This is a genomic window from Clostridium pasteurianum, from assembly GCF_001705235.1.
GTDB classification, from domain to species: Bacteria; Bacillota; Clostridia; order Clostridiales; family Clostridiaceae; genus Clostridium_S; species Clostridium_S pasteurianum_A.
Map to the genome: position 1 here is coordinate 2,042,203 of NZ_MCGV01000001.1, position 17,647 is coordinate 2,059,849.

General features: G+C 29.7%; 21 protein-coding genes and 2 pseudogenes. 8 read left to right on the forward strand and 15 right to left on the reverse strand.

Annotated features, from left to right (window positions below; genetic code table 11):
- The first annotated feature begins 276 nt into the window (after positions 1-276).
- Positions 277-810, forward strand: coding sequence for an HXXEE domain-containing protein (locus tag BEE63_RS08930; RefSeq protein WP_066021053.1), 534 nt, complete (start codon positions 277-279; stop codon positions 808-810).
- A 29-nt stretch (positions 811-839) separates the two neighbouring features.
- Here BEE63_RS08930 and BEE63_RS08935 read toward each other — a convergent pair whose 3' ends face one another.
- The 12 genes and pseudogenes from BEE63_RS08935 to BEE63_RS21650 all read right to left on the reverse strand — a co-directional run.
- Positions 840-1,472, reverse strand: coding sequence for a DUF998 domain-containing protein (locus BEE63_RS08935; RefSeq protein ID WP_242874758.1), 633 nt, complete (start codon positions 1,470-1,472; stop codon positions 840-842).
- A 12-nt stretch (positions 1,473-1,484) separates the two neighbouring features.
- A complete protein-coding gene (locus BEE63_RS08940) occupies positions 1,485-2,105 on the reverse strand; it encodes a TetR/AcrR family transcriptional regulator (protein WP_066021054.1) in 621 nt (206 codons plus the stop codon).
- A 356-nt stretch (positions 2,106-2,461) separates the two neighbouring features.
- A complete protein-coding gene (locus tag BEE63_RS08945; RefSeq protein ID WP_066021055.1) occupies positions 2,462-3,202 on the reverse strand; it encodes a GNAT family N-acetyltransferase in 741 nt (246 codons plus the stop codon).
- Between the two features lie 413 nt (positions 3,203-3,615).
- Entirely contained in the window at positions 3,616-3,978 is a 363-nt protein-coding gene (locus BEE63_RS08950) for a DUF4180 domain-containing protein (RefSeq protein WP_066021056.1), read from the reverse strand.
- Positions 3,979-4,005: 27 nt separating this feature from the next.
- A complete protein-coding gene (locus BEE63_RS08955; RefSeq protein ID WP_066021057.1) occupies positions 4,006-4,422 on the reverse strand; it encodes a hydroxyacid dehydrogenase in 417 nt (138 codons plus the stop codon).
- A gap of 145 nt (positions 4,423-4,567) precedes the next feature.
- Positions 4,568-5,713 (reverse strand): glucose-1-phosphate adenylyltransferase subunit GlgD, encoded by a 1,146-nt coding sequence (gene glgD, locus BEE63_RS08960; protein WP_066021058.1) that lies wholly within the window; start codon positions 5,711-5,713, stop codon positions 4,568-4,570.
- Positions 5,703-6,848, reverse strand: a complete 1,146-nt coding sequence (locus BEE63_RS08965; RefSeq protein ID WP_066023203.1) for a glucose-1-phosphate adenylyltransferase — start codon at positions 6,846-6,848, stop codon at positions 5,703-5,705. Before BEE63_RS08965 ends, glgD begins: the two co-directional genes overlap by 11 nt.
- A gap of 546 nt (positions 6,849-7,394) precedes the next feature.
- Positions 7,395-8,015 (reverse strand): hypothetical protein, encoded by a 621-nt coding sequence (locus BEE63_RS08970; RefSeq protein ID WP_066021059.1) that lies wholly within the window; start codon positions 8,013-8,015, stop codon positions 7,395-7,397.
- 1 nt (position 8,016) lies between these two features.
- Entirely contained in the window at positions 8,017-8,373 is a 357-nt protein-coding gene (locus BEE63_RS08975; RefSeq protein WP_242874913.1) for a helix-turn-helix domain-containing protein, read from the reverse strand.
- A 93-nt stretch (positions 8,374-8,466) separates the two neighbouring features.
- On the reverse strand, positions 8,467-8,961 hold the full coding sequence (locus BEE63_RS08980) for a GNAT family N-acetyltransferase (protein WP_066021061.1): 495 nt from the start codon (positions 8,959-8,961) through the stop codon (positions 8,467-8,469).
- 167 nt (positions 8,962-9,128) lie between these two features.
- Positions 9,129-12,203 carry a leucine-rich repeat protein gene (locus BEE63_RS08985; RefSeq protein WP_066021062.1) on the reverse strand — a complete coding sequence of 1,025 codons (3,075 nt, stop codon included), beginning with the start codon at positions 12,201-12,203 and terminating at the stop codon, positions 9,129-9,131.
- Positions 12,204-12,461: 258 nt separating this feature from the next.
- Positions 12,462-12,596 (reverse strand): annotated as a pseudogene (locus BEE63_RS21650) (TetR-like C-terminal domain-containing protein); the annotation flags it as partial.
- On the opposite strand from BEE63_RS21650, the gene BEE63_RS22555 reads away from it, so the two are divergent.
- Positions 12,596-12,913, forward strand: a complete 318-nt coding sequence (locus BEE63_RS22555; RefSeq protein WP_139111560.1) for an HXXEE domain-containing protein — start codon at positions 12,596-12,598, stop codon at positions 12,911-12,913. The pseudogene BEE63_RS21650 and the gene BEE63_RS22555 sit on opposite strands and share 1 nt — an antisense overlap.
- 40 nt (positions 12,914-12,953) lie before the next feature.
- On the opposite strand, the gene BEE63_RS08990 is transcribed toward BEE63_RS22555, so the two are convergent.
- From BEE63_RS08990 to BEE63_RS09000, 3 genes are read right to left on the reverse strand one after another with little or no spacing between them, the layout of a single operon-like run.
- Positions 12,954-13,352 carry a VOC family protein gene (locus tag BEE63_RS08990; protein ID WP_066023204.1) on the reverse strand — a complete coding sequence of 133 codons (399 nt, stop codon included), beginning with the start codon at positions 13,350-13,352 and terminating at the stop codon, positions 12,954-12,956.
- Positions 13,353-13,393: 41 nt separating this feature from the next.
- Positions 13,394-13,804: a peptide deformylase gene (locus tag BEE63_RS08995; protein ID WP_066021063.1), complete on the reverse strand. Its 411-nt coding sequence runs from the start codon at positions 13,802-13,804 to the stop codon at positions 13,394-13,396.
- A gap of 13 nt (positions 13,805-13,817) precedes the next feature.
- Positions 13,818-14,084 (reverse strand): hypothetical protein, encoded by a 267-nt coding sequence (locus BEE63_RS09000; protein WP_066021064.1) that lies wholly within the window; start codon positions 14,082-14,084, stop codon positions 13,818-13,820.
- 222 nt (positions 14,085-14,306) lie between these two features.
- Between BEE63_RS09000 and BEE63_RS09005 the strand changes: the two genes are divergently transcribed.
- From BEE63_RS09005 to BEE63_RS22110, 6 genes and pseudogenes are all read left to right on the forward strand, one after another.
- Positions 14,307-14,984 (forward strand): response regulator transcription factor, encoded by a 678-nt coding sequence (locus tag BEE63_RS09005; protein ID WP_066021065.1) that lies wholly within the window; start codon positions 14,307-14,309, stop codon positions 14,982-14,984.
- A gap of 118 nt (positions 14,985-15,102) precedes the next feature.
- A complete protein-coding gene (locus tag BEE63_RS09010; RefSeq protein WP_066021066.1) occupies positions 15,103-16,008 on the forward strand; it encodes an ABC transporter ATP-binding protein in 906 nt (301 codons plus the stop codon).
- A complete protein-coding gene (locus BEE63_RS09015) occupies positions 16,008-16,757 on the forward strand; it encodes an ABC transporter permease (RefSeq protein WP_066021067.1) in 750 nt (249 codons plus the stop codon). Before BEE63_RS09010 ends, BEE63_RS09015 begins: the two co-directional genes overlap by 1 nt.
- Before the next feature lie 31 nt (positions 16,758-16,788).
- Positions 16,789-16,929 (forward strand): annotated as a pseudogene (locus tag BEE63_RS21405) (ABC transporter ATP-binding protein); the annotation flags it as partial.
- Between the two features lie 82 nt (positions 16,930-17,011).
- On the forward strand, positions 17,012-17,197 hold the full coding sequence (locus tag BEE63_RS22105) for an FtsX-like permease family protein (RefSeq protein ID WP_242874915.1): 186 nt from the start codon (positions 17,012-17,014) through the stop codon (positions 17,195-17,197).
- Entirely contained in the window at positions 17,152-17,598 is a 447-nt protein-coding gene (locus BEE63_RS22110; protein ID WP_066021068.1) for a hypothetical protein, read from the forward strand. The genes BEE63_RS22105 and BEE63_RS22110 overlap by 46 nt, the downstream gene beginning before the upstream one ends.
- The last annotated feature ends 49 nt before the right edge of the window (positions 17,599-17,647 follow it).

Consider the following 17,647-nt stretch of genomic DNA (forward strand, 5'->3'; position numbering starts at 1 on the left):
GACCTCCATTAATGCGCATTATTACATGATTATAAAATAATTTAACATAATTAATTTTACTACAAACATCTAATGTGTTTAACATGAAATATAAATAAAAATTATAATATAACAATTAACTTAAGTGAAAAGTGTAAGATAACATACATTATTATATATTCGTGTATGATAACTTGCAAAAGTTATGTATATTAGTTCTATAAATGATAATTAATATCACTTATAATAGCATTAACAACAGCTCATTCGTTAAAAATAAAAAGGGAGTTGATTTATATGAACAATATGAATGCTATTGTATGGTTATTACCAATACTTTTTATGATACATGATTTTGAGGAAATTATATTTATTAAAGTTTGGAGAAAAAGATATCAACATTATCTTGACAATTGTAAAATGAAGAAAAAGCCTTATGATGATTTTCGAAGTCCAGATGAGTTTTCAATTGGAGTAGAAATACTATTTGTTATTCTTTCAATTACAAGTTTGTTTTCTGTTCTTTTAAATAATTACTATGTTTGGTACGGACTTTTATTTACAGTTACAGCACACTTTATTACACTTCATTATAAGGGGTGTTTAAATTTTAAGCACTATGTTCCAGGTACTGTAACATCAATATTATTTTTACCTATAACCATATATATATTATACATTGCAACAATACTGTTGAAATTTACGGTGATTGAAATAATCTTATCTTGTGCCAGTGGTGCTGCATTTATATTTGTAATTTTTGGTATTCTGAAAAAGTCAGAAAAGTATTTTGAAAACTTTTTAATTAAGTATTCCAATAGCCAGAATTAAGGCATCTGGAATTTCCTTAATTTTATTTATCATTCTTTATTTTTTATAAACGTATAGTAATACGATAAAATAATCATAAATATCTGTATAGTATAAATTTCTAGTCTCTCAGTTAATCCTAATATATTCATTTTGAGATTCATAGAAATGGGAACAGTTGCACCAAATACTGTTATCAGTATTGCCATTATGAGACAAATTTTACCTAAGTGTTCTGTGCCCTTCTGTCTTAAATATCCAAATGCAATGAGAAACGATGATGTAATTGTAGTAAACACAACAATTACTGTGACAGCAATATGCATAGCATTTTGAAAATTCATTACTGTCTTATCGCCGCTCAAAGGAAACAAACTATATCCAAATGTTGAAGTTAGCTGCATCATCATTAATACTATATATCCAATCTTACACATAAGGTTATACTCTTTAAAAGCTTTTTTAATAAGTGCTATTAAAAATAAAATCATACATACACTATATACATTGCAAAATATACTTAAAATACTTCTATTCGGTGCTCCCTCTGCTGTAAGTGAACTAATATCTGTTGTAATTGGATTATATGCTTTCCATAAAATTTGTCCAAGTATTGTGTGTGCAATATAAAATAATGCTCCTATTATTCCTAATGACATAAGTGCCCTGTAACTCTTCTTCATATGTACCTCCAATTAATCCAATTTTATATATTCACATATAAAGCTTACATGCTTAAACATCTTTTTTATAACTGGTGCTGTATCTTCTTCATTATTTACAGCATGAGCATACTCAAAGGTTAATGCTAAAAGGCCATAATTATATTCATCTGCTATAAGCTTCATGTCAATATCTTTTATTAGATTTTTTCTATACATTATTTTTAAAACTTTTGTAATAAATCTTGATGGCTCTGAAATCATATTTTCTAGCATTAATTTTTTTGCCTTCTCATTTCTAAATTGCTCTGTATATATTATCCTTGCAATGGCATCAAGCGTACCATTTAGTGATTTCCCAAAACTGATAATCAACTGTTTAAATACATCTTCAACAGACATATAATTGAGCATTTTTTCAATTTCTTCTTCATTAGGTCTATATGCTGTTAAAGTTTCAGCAAAATAATCAAGCAAACTGCTGAGAATCTCTTCTTTATTTTTATAATGATTATATATAGAGCTCTCCTTTATACCTACATCCTTAGCTATTTCTCTCATCGACACTCCATTATATCCTTCTTTAGAAAATAGTCTTACCGAAGACTCAAATATCTTTTGTTTTGTGCTTTTTTTTATTTCGCTGCTTTGCATATTCGTACCTCACTTCTATTTTTGTAGCTAACACTTGATAGTATTATATTAAAATATTACTATCAAGTGTTAGTTTTGTCAATATTATTATGTATGAATCGTTTAAAAGATAATGAATATTTCATATCACTTGATTATATGCATATCCTTATTATCATCTTAACTCTTCTTAAAACAAAATAAGAAGGAGAACCGCCGCCATCATTTGGATTTGGTTCTCCTCCGTTATTTACAAAATTATAATTAAGCTATCTTGATGCTATATTTCTAGTTTTTTTATAGTGATTCTTGAGAATGTTCATCTCTACGCAAAAGTTATATTTAACAATCTAGTTTTTGAATATCTGCCGCAACTATTAAATGTAAGTACTTGCTATATTTTTGTGCCAGCAGCCACCAATTGGAATCATTCCAATTTTTCGGCAAATTTCAGCCATATTTAATTGCAAACTTCTTGCTACACCTTTTCGCCTATGCTTCTCAAGTACAATTTCACCACATGCAACATATCCCTTTTGGAGTTTATTAGGAACCATAACACCAACGCCAAATATTTCTTTATCTTTTACAAGACTATATAATTGAAATTCACCTAAAGATAGGCCTTCATCAGTAAGGTCATCATAGAAATCACCTGTCAATTCTCGTATTTTAGGCATTTCATTAACTTCTACTTTTTTCATGAACTCAAGGCCATATTCAGCAGGTCTTACATCATGAAACATCGTTCCATCAAAAAAGTATGCCTGCAAGCTTACTTCTTTATTAAAATCTAAGCAAACTGATAAAAATAGTTCATCACACGTTGCAACATAAGCTTTTTCTACTGAAAAGTCACAAATTAGTGCCTTTATAATTTCCTGTGCCAAACCAATGTATTTTTCTGATACATAGAATGAGGTAATATAAGTTTTTTTATCCGATTCAACAAACAATGTATAGAATCCTATTATGCTTTTATCTAATTTTATAATATAAAAGTCACCATCAATAATATGCTGTTCCCAAAAATCATCTACTACTCCTGTAAGTGTTTTAATATATGAATTAACCATTTCCATAAAATCACTCATTACTGCCTTTTCAAATTTAATCATTTATTTCTTCCTCCATCTTTTACCCGCATTATAAATTTAAATTAATACAGTATTTAAAAATATTTACCTTACAGAAAAAAAACAGGTATAGAAAAATACTATACCTGCCGCATACGATCAATTTAGTGTTGGCTTTGTATTTTCTGTAAGGCATTATCAGCATAACAAATAAATTTGGAATATCAACCCATTTATCATACAGTATAAATTAATTAATGCTTATTACAGAACAATTATCAAACAAACGCCACCTTTCAATATTATATAATTAACATAGCATCATACTTTTACTTTTTCAATACTATTTAATTATTTTGTGTAATATTTTCAAAAATCACCTGGTTTACCCTATATAGCAAACATACCTATTATTTTAAACACTTTACTCATTCCTATTTATTTACTCCACAATGTCACACTTTTGAAATCCAAATTTCAGCATCTTCAATATTCTTAAAAGTTCTAAAATTATTTCCTTTGTTAGCTTCCATAATCATTTCTTTAAATCTATCATTATATCTTTCTTCATCTTGTATAATAACTGCAACTTTTATATGATAATTTATAAATTTTTGTAATGCCATACCTGCAAGTCTAGTCTTAAGCTTAAAAAAATCTTCAGATAATGCACTTGAAGAAAACATAATTGTATAGATGTTATTTTCCATACAAACAGATATACAATCCACCACGTCTTTCTCTGAAGAAAGTTTCCATGATTTAGAAACAAATTTAATATATTTAATATTATTTTTATTTACTACTCTATAATTCAAAACATTCATTCTCCTCTATAAATTAATTTATTCCACAAGCATAGAAATAGAATTTAGCATTTCTTCAATAAATCTTATATTCCCCCATAATAAAATTCTTAACCTACTTTCTTTTTCATCATATTTCATATTAATTGTTGATTTTCTCATTTTAGGATCTTTACAATTCATTACTGCTACAAGCGTATTTGATATTCTAAAATATTCTTCTTTATCTACATCATTTATATCTACAACAGTAGATACATTTACTCTTTGATTTACGATTCCTTTAACTTTTCCAATACCAACATAATCAATATTTGGCTCCTCACTAATCTTTTTACCATTTATATTAACATTACTTTTTTCCATAAAGGGACTTAAATCATGACTTGAAATTCTCCATTGCCTTCCAACTTTACTTGCTGCAAGCTTATCTATTGTATAAAATTGATTCCCCATAAAAATCTGCGCTTTATTGTATCTTTTTAGTAACCTAATTGGTATCTATTACTATTTATGAAGCATATCCATATCCTACTTGTTAATAAAAAAGAGAATCCTCATCCTCTGAGACTTCTCTTTCTTTTATATTTATGAAATATTTTTATACGATTTTCCTATCAACAATATCATTTGTTATATGACTATCCTTTTTAATAACAATTGGGTTATCGTCATCTCCAATTATTCGTACACCTTCATCCACAATTACATTCTTATCTAAAATAGCATTTTTTATATATGCATTTTTCTTTATAATTACGCTTGCCATAATAATGGAATGCTCAATAACAGCAGCTTCAGAAATTTTACACCTTCTTGCTATTAATGAATCTACAACAGTTCCATCAACTATAGACCCTGATGCGAACTGACTATTATTGACAACCGAGTTTTGTGCATAATAAGTTGGAACTTCATTTGCTAATTTTGTATATATTTTTTGATTTGAGTAGAGCAAAGAATTAAATTTGTTTGGTTGAAGCATGTCCATATTAGCCCGATAATACGATGGAATATCATAAATATTGCTTAAATAGCCTGTGTATTCATAACTCATGCAAGATTCATTACCTATTTTTCCCCTAAGAACTTTTATAATACTTTCTACTTTTTTATCATAATTTTCTAATATCTCTATTAACCATTGCGTTCTTACGATAAAAATATCCATGCATAAGTTGTACTTTTCCATTGGTTCTAATTCATCCTTGGAATAATTACAAGTATAAATATTCCCATCTGATTCTAAATTAATTAATAAATTATCATCAGAAATGTTTTCAGAAGTAACCCTTTTATAAACTACAGTCATATTATGATTGCTTTGCTTATGAATTTTAATAATTGACTTCAAATCTATATTACATAACATTTTACTTCCCATAATTAAAGTAATTTCTGAACTTGATTTTTGTAAAAAGTCTATGACATGAGAAACAAAACATTGTCCGCATTCACCTTCATCATTCTTTTTATTAAAATGCATAATAAATTTATTTCTAAGAGAATCTAAGCCCCATTCCTTTCCTCCATTAATATGATCAAACACTGACTGCATATCATCATGGTTCATCAAAAGAAATAGCGATTGACTGTTTGCATTTACGATATTGGATAGTTGAAAATCAAGCAAACGATATTTGCAATCAAATGGAAGTGTTGCTAGTGGACGATGAGCTATTAACTCATGTAAGTCTCCATAACAATTTACATTATCAATTATCGCACTTACTCTATTAGTCTTCATTTGAAATCACTCCTATCACTTCTGAATAGCCAACAACAGATATTTCGTCTTCAGAATATACTGTTGCATTGTCACCTACCACAGCATTTTCTCCAATGATTGCATTCTTAATGAAAACATTTTTACCAATCGTTGCACCAGGCATAATGACACTCTTTTCAATTTTGCTTCCTTCCTTAACACGTACATCCGTAGAAAGAATTGTATCTTTAATTTCTCCCGCAACATAGCATCCATCCACAATTAATGAATTTTTAATAACTGCCGTTTTAGTGAAAAAATGTGGCGGAGAGATTGTATTTTTAGAATAAATTCTCCAATCATGATTACGCATGTCCAAATCATTTTCTGTATCAATGAATTCCATGTTAGCTTCCCAAAGAGAATCAATTGTTCCAACATCTTTCCAATATCCATCAAAGCGAAAAGCATATACGTTTTCTCCCGAATCTAGATATGATGGAATTACATGTTTTCCAAAATCAATCATCTGACCATCTTTAGAATAACTGTTAATTAAAACTGTTCGAAGCCTTTGCCAATTAAAAATATAAATTCCCATTGAAGCCAAATTATTTTTTGGTTCCTCTGGTTTTTCTTCAAATTCTATAATACGAGAATTTTCGTCAGTATTCATAATTCCAAAACGAGATGCTTCTTTAATTGGTACTTCAATAACTGCAACAGTTAGAGACGCATTTTTCTCTTTGTGAAAATCTAACATTTCCTCATAATTCATTTTGTATATGTGATCCCCTGATAAAATCAAAATGTATTCCGGATTAACTTGGTCAATATACGCAATATTCTGATATATTGCATGTGCAGTACCCTGAAACCACTTTTCTCCATCAGAACTAGAGAAGGGTTGCAAAATTGTCAAACCAGAATCAATACCATCAAACCCCCAGCTAGAGCCATTTCCTAAGTGATTGTTTAAAGCTAATGGTTGATATTGCGTTACAACACCTACCTCTTTTATCCCAGAGTTTGTACAATTACTTAAAGTAAAATCTATAATTCGATATCTTCCTCCAAAAGGTACAGCTGGTTTTGCAATATGCTTAGTTAATGCACCTAAACGAGTTCCCTGACCACCAGCTAGTATCATAGCTAGCATTTCTGTTTTCTTCATAATATTATTAGGTGAATAAATCACCTTTCCCCCTTCCACAAATCCTCTATATAAAAATAGTGCTTTCATTGATATTATTTCTATCAATAAATTCCATTCCTTGCCTACATACATTAATTGCTATAATTAACGCCGCTTCGACGCTTCTGCATAAACTTCTTATAATATAAATTAAATTATTGCGAGATACAGCAATTTCAGTTTAAGTAAACGTTTACAAGAGGCATATTATAATAAAAGCTCCCTGTTTTGTTTAACTAAACCTTCAAAAAATAACTTTTGACTAATCATATGATTCCTCCTTTTTTATAAATTTCAGAATAAGTAAACGTATTCAAAAACTGTAACAAATACTTATTTTGTTTATACTTATATGATATCTAAATTAGATGTAATTGTCAATGTTTTGTGGGCTCAAATGGCAAATCAAACATACATATAAAAAACACAATCGCCTGTAAATAACTCTGTTAAGGTCACCTTACAAGCAATCGTAGGAATGCATAGTAGTGACGAGGAACACTTTAACTTAACTATTTTATATTATTACTTAACAAATGAACAAAAAATGGATAAACTTTTAGGCAATAATTTGAGATGACTACTTATTAATCCCCCACAAAGAGCATCCATAAGCGGACCATCCATTTTGATTTTCCATACTCCATTCGTTTTGTGTAGTTTGATTTTTAAGTCAGTTGTAACCATTTTTTTGCTATCAGTATTTTTGATTGCCTCAATTAGTGGATCATCCGAATCTTTGTAACGCAGTATATCATTATCTACATTTGACAAATCTCGGTTGATAACTTTTACTTGAGCTGTTGCCGAATCTTTATTTTCATTTACTTCCCCTATTTTATAAGAAAGATTAGCAAAAATACTCTTTGTATATTTTTTCTCTTTTTCATTTAAATTATTTCCAAAAAGTTTATTGTCCTTATATACAAAAGCACCATGTCGTCCTTCATCATATTGAACAAGTTGATTAAATTGCTTTGAATTTGCATTTTTCAGTGACTCAAAGGCAATTTTTATAGTTTGCTTAGGAGTTGCTGCTACTAACAAATTGTTTGTTTTATTATTAGCATCTGATGAATTTCCACAAGCTGATAATGAAATTATAAATACAAAGGCAATTAATAAAAGGAAAAACTTTTTTTTCAATTTAATGGCCTCCTAAAAATGTTTTTAGTAAAAGAGTAAGGCTAAAAAGGAACAGAACCGCTATAGCGGAAATACCTGCAATAAGCAAAAGTTTGGTAACCATTTTTTTTAGCATATGATCACCGCTATTTTTTTTAGGGTTAATTTCTATTGGCTCATTTATGGGCTCCACACCTTTTAATAAATAGTCGGTACTTACATTGTAAACTTCGCTTAATTTAATGATATTATCAATATCCGGATTACCCTGGTTACTCTCCCATTTTGATATTGCTTGCCTTGTTACTCCTAACTTTTCTGCTAACTGTTCTTGTGAATAGCCTCCCTGCTTTCTTAATTTCTGTAATCTTTCAGACATACCCACTAACTCGCCCCCCTCTTATTGGATTATATAGAAAATCATAAGTTGCAGTCTACCAAAAAGTGCTGAAAATTTGTCAACTAAGCGTTGCTATTTGCTTTTTTTACTGTATACATACAGTGCCATACTATAATTATTTTTTAATTTTTTCTCGCCTGTACATATAAAACCTTCATTTTCATATAGCATTCTCAATTTATTCCTTTTTGAATTACAATCTAATCTTAGAAAATTAATACCATTTTTTGATAATAAATTTTGGGCAAATTTTATAAGTTCTTTTGAAACACCTTTACCTGCGACCTCCCTCTTAACAGCTAATTTATGTAAATAAAGTGACTTTCCCTTTGGAATTTCAGCCCAATACTTCGTGTCTAAATCAGTTATAGCCATACATCCTACAGGCACACCATCCTGATAATCAATATAAAAATCATTAATCTGATAATCTTTTGATAGAGAACTCCATTTTATACTATCTTCGTTCCATTGATTCTGTAATTTATTTTTTTCCATCCACATTACTGCATCCAATAATATTTCCTCAATCACTAAAGTATCATGTTCTTCTGCCTGCTTTATCATAGATAATCCCCCCAAAATTACCATTTGTCTATTATTCAATTTTTTTCCTGATTTTATTATAACATGTTTTATAAATGTTCTATTACTTACGATACGGTATTTTAGGCTATAAAAACAGCCTTAGGCAGATCATGTAAGTACCTAAGGCTATGAACATTATTGAATATTTATTGAATTTTAACAAACACTATTTTATTAGTATATCCACTATAAACTTTTATGCCATCAACAATTTTATATGATCTTATTCTATAATAATAAGTTTTACCCTCAGTAAGTGCTGTATCAGTATAACTTGTCTCTGTTAATGTAGCTATATAAGTATATGCACTTGCGTTTGATGAAGCTCTCCATACTTCATACCCACTTACTCCAGTTACTTTGTTCCAATTTATCTTAGCACTTGTTGCTGATGGCTTTGATTTTGTTATTGTAATTGGTGCTACCGGATTTTGAGCCCATTTTGCATATAACGTTGTATCCTTAGTAACTTTGTCTATTGTAAAATCCCACCTTGTAACAAAAGTTGACTCCTTATACCATGCTAGGAACGTATATCCTACTCTTGTTGGATTTGCTGGTGCAGACACTAAATCATTATAAGGCACTACTTTATTAGCTACAGTAGTTCCACCATTACTATTAAACATTACCGTGTAGGTTGCAATCACATTAACCGTAAATGTTGCTACTTTTCCATTATAGTTCACTGTTATTGTCTGTGTTCCTGCTTGATTTGCATTGTAGCCACTCACCATTTCTGATGTTACATTTACTATTTCAGTTGTTCCATCATTGTATGTTGCTACGATCTTAGCTCCTGTTACATCTAAACTTTGCCCTTGTATATAACTTGTTTTTGTTGGTGGAGTATTCATTGTGACATTGGTTAACGCTTTCGCTACCACATTAACCGTAAATGTTGCTACTTTTCCATTGTAGTTCACTGTTATTGTCTGTGTTCCTGCTTGATTTGCATTGTAGCCGCTCACCATTTCTGGTGTTACATTTACTGTTTCATTTGTTCCGTCATTGTATGCTGCTATGATCTTAGCTCCTGTTAAATCTAAACTTTGTCCTTGAATATAACTTGTTTTTGTTGGTGGTGTATTCATTGTGATATTGGTTAACGCTTTTGCTATCACATCAACCGTAAATGTTGTTATCTTTCCATTGTAGTTCACTGTTATTGTCTGCGTTCCTGCCTGATTTGCATTGTAGCCACTTACCATTTCTGGTGTTACATTTACTGTTTCATTTGTTCCGTCATTGTATGCTGCTACGATCTTAGCTCCTGTTACATCTAGTCCTTGTCCTTGAATATAACTTGTTTTTGTTGGTGGGGTATTCATTGTGATATTGGTTAATGCTTTTGCTATCACATTAACCGTAAATGTTGCTACTTTTCCATTGTAGTTCACTGTTACTATTTGTGTACCTACTTGATTTGCATTGTAACCACTCACCATTCCTGATGTTACATTTACTGTTTCATTTGTTCCGTCATTGTATGCTGCTACTATCTTAGCTCCTGTTACATCTAAACTTTGCCCTTGGATATAACTTGTTTTTGTTGGTGAAGTATTCATTGTGATATTGGTTAATACTTTCGCTATCACATCAACCGTAAATGTTGCTACTTTTCCATTGTAGTTCACTGTTATTGTCTGTATACCTGCTTGATTTGCATTGTACCCACTCACCATTTCTGGTGTTACATTTACTGTTTCATTTGTTCCGTCATTGTATGCTGCTACAATCTTAGCTCCTGTTACATCTAAACTTTGCCCTTGGATATAACTCGTTTTTGTTGGTGAGGTATTCATTGTGATATTTGTTACAACCCTGTCTATCCATTTTGCAAACAACGTTACATTATCAGTTACTCTATCATTTGTAAAATCCCATAAAGTATTGAAGCTTATGTCCTTATACCAACCACCAAATATATATCCTGCCTTTATAGGTGATATTGGTTCTGATATTAAAGCATTATTATCTACTTGAACGCTCCCTACAGTACTTCCACCTTCAGAATTAAATGTTGCTGTATATTTTACTGCCAGTAGCTCCTCAAACGCAATAGAGTTACTACCTGCATATACCTGTGCGTAAGAACCTCCAAAGCCCTTCATTATAAAAGCCGGATTACAACTATCGAAGGTTAAAAAGCCAATATTAGTAACACTCTGTGGAATAGTTATTTCTGTTAAAGATGTACAATAATAAAATGCATAATCTCCTATACTTGTAACACTATCTGGGATTATTATATTTGTAAAAGCATAACAATGAGCAAATGCATTAAAGTCTATGATTTTAACAGTGTTTGGAATCGTAACATTTGAAAGGACTTTACACATAATGAAAGCTCGATAACCAATTCTCGTCACGCCTTCAGGAATCACTATATTTGCAAGTGCTGTACAATTTTCAAAAGCACTATTTCCGATATTTGTAAGATTGCTTGGAAGCGTAACTCCTGTAAGAGAGAAGCAATTGTAGAATATAAAACTGCCCGTATCCGTAAGATTATTTGACAATTTTACATTTGATAAAAGTTGGCAATTATAAAACAAATAGTTTCCTATACTTGTTACGGTATCAGGCATTACAGCAGATGTAAGAGCCTTACAATCCTTAAAGGCACCTTCGCCAATGTATGTGACACCACTAGGAATTGTTATATTCGTAAGGGAAATACACTCGAAAAACGCATAAGTTCCAATACTCGTTACGCTGCTTGGTATTGTTATACTCGAAAATGCTTTGCAATCCTGAAAAGTAGAATTTCCTATACTACTAAGGTTAGTTGGAAGAGTTATATTGGGAAGAGACATACAATATGCAAAAGCACTGTCTCCGATGCTCGTTACACTATTTGGTATTGATATACTTACGAGGGACGAACAATAATAAAACGCAAAACCACCTATACTTGTAACAGTATCTGGAATTGTTACACTGGTTAAGGTCTGATATTTAGTAGTATTATTTCCATTAAACGCATTATTTGCTATACTCGTAACCGTATGACCATCTATGGAACTTGGTATCGTAATATTTGTATCACTACCATTGTACCCTGTTATTGAATAGTTTACCCCATCATCAGACTGCCACGTAAAACCATTTGCATCTACACCTGATGTAACTGCAACAGCAGTTATACTATTAACGTTTACAAATAAGCTTATCAAAATGATCAGCAAGGACATAAATTTGGTTTTTCTTTTTTTCATCTCTTTTCTCCTATAGAATAAATTTATTTTTTTATTGTAAATAAAACTATACTATTATAATTTTCGTATTCTTCTTTTATTTTCTTTACTCGCTTTTTACTACCAATAAATAGAATTTATTAAAAATAATTATAATAATTAGAATAAAATATTACACAGGAAAGTCATTACATACACCAAAGCAAATTTTAAAAAATCAACCACTGGATTAATTTTAGTGGTTGATTTTTTATGATATAAATATTAATGTATCAAACTTTATTTATATATTTTGCTCAGATAATTGAATATTGATATAACATCTTTTATAGCTTCTGACATTTCTTCTGGTGATTTCTTAGCATTGTCATTCAGCCACAGAACAATGATATGCATAAAACCTCCTGTGCTGAATGTTAACGCATATTAAATGTTTTCTTTTGAAAAAAGCATCTTACTTAGCAGTTACCTTACACATGATTCTTCTTCATATGCTTATGTGTATCCGCTTTAAAGGTTATGTACCAGGAGTCATTTCTTCAGTAATTTTTGTGCTACCGAGCATCTGGTTTCTATTCAAGGCAGAAAAGATACTGCATTATAGTGTAGGTTCAATTCTTTTTGCCTGCCTAATCGCAGTTATTTTAACTGTAATTATTATAACAACACTTCATAACCTTATGGGCTACCTGTCTAAATTAATATATAAATATTCAGAAGTAAAAAAATAAATAGGTATAATCAATGGTTAAGAATAAAAACCTTATTTATTTATGATCCACTATACATGATTTCTGCAAAAATTTCATGTATATTCCCATCTGGGTCAGCAAATAGTGCTGTTCTTTGATTCCAAGGCATATCTTGTGGTTCATGAACAGAGATTGCTCCTTTAGCGATTAATTCCTTAAACGATTCATCAACATCATTAGGATTTTCACATGGAAAAGCAAGTTCAAATTCTTGTCCAATTGGACCTTTCCTATATTCGCTACTATACACATGCATAACATCTCTCATGCAAATAGCAAACCTTGCTCCATCATTTTCAAATTCAACATAATTACCAAGATCATTTTGGATTCTAAATCCGAGGACTTGATTATAGAAGTTTTTCATTTTATCTATATCATTTGTCCAAATCGTAATAAGATTAATTTGTGCTTTCATCATATGTTTTTTCCTTTCTTAATTTAAATCATATAGTTCAATTAGATTATTATGCCTTCAAAATGATCCATTTCATGTTGAATTATCTGTGCTGTAAATCCAGTAAACACTTGCTTTTGCTTTTTAAAATTTCTATCAAGATACTCCACCTCTATCATTTCATATCTCTTTGTTTTTCTAGATCCAATTAAAGATAAACAACTCTCTTCTGTTTCATAAGGTTTTTCTTTCTTTAAAATAACCGGATTTATCATAGGCACAATAAGACTACCTACAGCAAATACCAATATACGCTTTTTTGCTCTAATCATATTACCAGCGAGTCCAACACAAGTCTCTAGGTTTGCTCTTAATGTATCTATTAAATCATCAACTACTGCTATATCATTTTTAGTTGCCTCTTCTGATTTTTGTCCTAAAAATAACACATCTTTTACAATCGGTCTTATCATAATTTTTACCTCCTTATTCTTTAATTACTGATTTTCCACACTGCTCTTGAATACTTAAATCATATATATCTTTTGCCTTTTCAAATCCTTGTTTATATTCATTTAAATCTACATTCTGAATATATTGCCTATAATCTGTGAATTCTGTAGATTCAGAAGCTTGCTCTTTTATTATATCAAATATAGCATGATCGTTTACCCTTTTACTAATAGCCTTTAGATAATTCTTCATCCCAATTTGAGCAATCATTTGTGGCGTTACTTCATTTTTGTATGGCACATTTCACCAACTAACTATCAAATATGATACAGTATTTTTAGTTATAAAATAGCCTTAGGCATTGATACTACTTGTCTAAAGCTATGAACCTCACTTATTATATATATTATAAGTGGTAATTTATGTTATTATATTAAAAAATTCTTTGATATAATATTATGTAGATTATTTACATTAATATAAAACAGAATAAATTGAGATTGTTTAGAAAGGTAGAGCAGAATGAATAAGATATTAATCGTAGAAGATGATCCTAAAATTAATAAAATGCTACAAACCTTATTAATAAAAAATAAATATACAACGGCAGCTGCCTTTTCTGGTACAGAGGCTCTTTTATTACTAGAAAAGGAATCCTTTGATTTGATTTTATTGGACTTAATGTTACCAGGCTTAAGTGGTGAAGAAATTTTAACAAAAATTAATGAAGAGTTTCAAATTCCTATTATATGTGTATCTGCAAAAGATGATTTAGACACTAAACTTGGGATGATCCGGGACGGTGCAGATGATTATATAACAAAGCCATTTAATAATGAAGAATTAATTGTAAGGATAGGTGCAGTATTAAGAAGAATGAATAAGGGGACAAGCATAGATAAAACCAATATATTTACATTTAAAGATTTAGTTTTAGATAGTGAAAATCATATTGTAACTATCAATAATGAACCTATTGAACTTACAGTAAAAGAATATAAAATATTAAAATTACTAATTAGCAATCCTAAGAAAGTATTTACAAAACAGAATATATTTGAAAGTGTTTGGTCTGAAGAATATATTCTAGATGAAAGAGTGGTTACAGTGCATGTTAGTAATTTGCGCAATAAATTGAAACATGGTGATACATATATAAAAACAGTTTGGGGAATAGGATATAAAATGCAAGATAATTGATTTATAAAACTTGATACTTTCTTGATAAATTCTAAAATGTATTTTAATACTTTTTAGTTAGTATTTAAATATAGAATTAAAAAATATTTTAATTACAGAAAGTAAGAGGTATAAGTATATGGGATTAGTATTGCAAACTAATTGTTTGACTAAGAAATATGGAAAGCAATTAGCTATAAATAAGATTAATATGAAGGTTGAAAAAGGTGATATTTACGGGTTAATAGGTAAAAATGGTGCAGGAAAAACAACAATTATGAAAATTGCTTGTGGATTAATTCATCAAAGTCAGGGGGATATTCAATTATTTGAAAGTAGCGATGTAGAAAAAGGAAGAAAAAGAATTGGATGTATTATTGAATATCCAGCATTGTACCCTTATATGACAGCAAGAGAAAACTTGATTTATTACGATAAGCTGCTTGGCATTGTAGACTATAGTAATGTAGATGAGGTTTTAAATCTAGTTGGCTTGAGTGATACAGGAAAAAAGAAAACTAAAGCTTTTTCGCTTGGCATGAAACAGCGCTTATCCATTGCAATTTCCTTATTAGGTAATCCTGATTTTCTTATCTTAGATGAACCTATCAATGGATTAGATCCTTATGGTATTAAAGAAATTAGGGAACTGCTATTAAGACTAAATACTGAAAATGAAATTACCATTTTAATTTCTTCTCATATTTTAGGAGAACTTGCTAAGATTGCAACAAAATATGGAATTATAAATAAAGGAGTGCTTATCGATGAATTTAAAGCATCTGAATTGAATGAACGCTGCAAAAAATGTCTTACTGTAGTAGTGAATGATTCTGAAAAGGCAGCTTACATTTTAAAAAACAACATAAAAAGTTCAGATTTTGAAGTGTTTAATGAAGGAAAAATTTGCATTTATGATTTCCTGGATATACCTGCCAAGATTAATAAAGAATTGATTGAAAATGGCGTTCTAGTATCAAGTATTGGTTTAGAAGGAAATGATATAGAAGCGTATTTCGTGAAAATGATGGGAGGCAATCAATAATGCTAAATGTAATTTCTAGTGAATTTTATAAGATATTTAAAAGTAAAATTTTTTATGCTATATCAATTATACTCCTAGCAATGAATTGTATTTCTTTATTTTTAAAGAAATCAACTCTTGTCACTTCTAAGCTAAAAGGACAAATGTTAGTAACAGGATTTTCTAGCTATCGAGAATCCTACAATGCAGATTTTATTTTCTATATTATCCTCATATTTGTGGTTTGTTTAATTACTGCTGAGTATGCAAATGGCAGCATACGTCAAATGGCCTGCCATGGAATTGCTAGATGGAAATTAGTTCTTGGACAGTATATAGCTATGTCTTCTATCATTACAATAATCTTATTGAGTTTTGGAATTTTAAATTTATTAACAGATACAATAGCCTTTCGATTAGGAGAAGTTCCTATAGCAGCATTTATTCGGATGAATATAGGAATGATTTGCATGTTTTGGGGTGTGTCGGGAGTTGGCACTTTTTTATCTTATTTTATAAAAAGTGTAAGCGTTACAATTATAGTTTCCATGTTATTAGTGGTGAGCTGCAACCTTATGGTAAATTTGCTTACTTTATTAACAAAAAACGATGTTTTTACAAAATACTCTCTTACAAATATGCGTAATACCCTAATTAATTTTAATTCAAAACCAGAAGATGTTGTGAAATGTTCAATCATATTTGTACTAATTGGGATAACTACACTTTTGGGAGCTAGTTTACTATTTTCAAAAAGAGATATTGATTAATAATAATAAATAAATGAGAGGAGATAATATTTTGTATATATTAAGAACAGAAAATTTTTCAAAAATCTATGGAGATGGAGAAACAAAGGTTACTGCATTAGACAATTTAAATTTGAAAATAGATAAAGAACAATTTATCTCAATAATTGGACCAAGTGGATTAGGAAAATCTATATGGAATTAGTAATAATAGTGATGCAAATACCCAATTTATTATAATTATGACTATAGTGATAATTTTATTTTTACTAGTCATGGGCACATTTATTCTTATTATTTATAATGCATTTTTACTATCTGCTAATATCAGAATTAAGGAATTGAGTATTCTAAAAAGCTTAGGAGCAACTCCAAAACAAATTAAATATTCTGTAATTTATAAAGGATTTTTATTATGGATTATTCAATTACCAATTGGTTTGATTGTTGGTATAGAATGATTAATAAAATTATATCTCTACCTGAAATTAAAGATAGTGTAATTAGAAGACAAGTACGTACTTCAACTTATTTATCATCAAATCAGGAGTCAAAAGTTTTTGCTAAAGCTGGTGGATTTGCGGGAGTTGACTACAAAAAATACAACGTATTAAAACAAAATGGCAAATATAGAATTATAGTAAATTTAGTAGGCTTGAATGATGACGCCTTTAATAAGTATTGCAAAAAAATTGGTACTAATTCTGAAAAATATTATAAAAAAGATACAACAACAGGTATACTATTAAATAGCACACATTATAAACCAGATAATTCTAATAAGGTGAAACTATTACCTTTGTTAAATACAAAAGCTGGAAGTAAAATGCTTTTATATGAAAAAGTAGAAGATAACGTGTAAAGAAAAAGCTAACACAAATTTGTAATCCCTACTTACCATACCAGGATTT

Excerpts from the sequence above, each read along its gene's own strand:
- BEE63_RS08930 (WP_066021053.1), top strand. The coding sequence starts at position 277 with ATGAACAATATGAATGCTATTGTATGGTTATTACCAATACTTTTTATG.
- BEE63_RS08935 (WP_242874758.1), bottom strand. The coding sequence starts at position 1,472 with ATGAAGAAGAGTTACAGGGCACTTATGTCATTAGGAATAATAGGAGCA.
- BEE63_RS08940 (WP_066021054.1), bottom strand. The coding sequence starts at position 2,105 with ATGCAAAGCAGCGAAATAAAAAAAAGCACAAAACAAAAGATATTTGAG.
- BEE63_RS08945 (WP_066021055.1), bottom strand. The coding sequence starts at position 3,202 with ATGATTAAATTTGAAAAGGCAGTAATGAGTGATTTTATGGAAATGGTT.
- BEE63_RS08955 (WP_066021057.1), bottom strand. The coding sequence starts at position 4,422 with ATGGGGAATCAATTTTATACAATAGATAAGCTTGCAGCAAGTAAAGTT.
- glgD (WP_066021058.1), bottom strand. The coding sequence starts at position 5,713 with ATGAAGACTAATAGAGTAAGTGCGATAATTGATAATGTAAATTGTTAT.
- BEE63_RS08965 (WP_066023203.1), bottom strand. The coding sequence starts at position 6,848 with ATGAAGAAAACAGAAATGCTAGCTATGATACTAGCTGGTGGTCAGGGA.
- BEE63_RS08975 (WP_242874913.1), bottom strand. The coding sequence starts at position 8,373 with ATGTCTGAAAGATTACAGAAATTAAGAAAGCAGGGAGGCTATTCACAA.
- BEE63_RS08980 (WP_066021061.1), bottom strand. The coding sequence starts at position 8,961 with ATGATAAAGCAGGCAGAAGAACATGATACTTTAGTGATTGAGGAAATA.
- BEE63_RS08985 (WP_066021062.1), bottom strand. The coding sequence starts at position 12,203 with ATGAAAAAAAGAAAAACCAAATTTATGTCCTTGCTGATCATTTTGATA.
- BEE63_RS22555 (WP_139111560.1), top strand. The coding sequence starts at position 12,596 with ATGTTAACGCATATTAAATGTTTTCTTTTGAAAAAAGCATCTTACTTA.
- BEE63_RS08990 (WP_066023204.1), bottom strand. The coding sequence starts at position 13,352 with ATGAAAGCACAAATTAATCTTATTACGATTTGGACAAATGATATAGAT.
- BEE63_RS08995 (WP_066021063.1), bottom strand. The coding sequence starts at position 13,804 with ATGATAAGACCGATTGTAAAAGATGTGTTATTTTTAGGACAAAAATCA.
- BEE63_RS09005 (WP_066021065.1), top strand. The coding sequence starts at position 14,307 with ATGAATAAGATATTAATCGTAGAAGATGATCCTAAAATTAATAAAATG.
- BEE63_RS09010 (WP_066021066.1), top strand. The coding sequence starts at position 15,103 with ATGGGATTAGTATTGCAAACTAATTGTTTGACTAAGAAATATGGAAAG.
- BEE63_RS09015 (WP_066021067.1), top strand. The coding sequence starts at position 16,008 with ATGCTAAATGTAATTTCTAGTGAATTTTATAAGATATTTAAAAGTAAA.
- BEE63_RS22105 (WP_242874915.1), top strand. The coding sequence starts at position 17,012 with ATGGGCACATTTATTCTTATTATTTATAATGCATTTTTACTATCTGCT.
- BEE63_RS22110 (WP_066021068.1), top strand. The coding sequence starts at position 17,152 with ATGGATTATTCAATTACCAATTGGTTTGATTGTTGGTATAGAATGATT.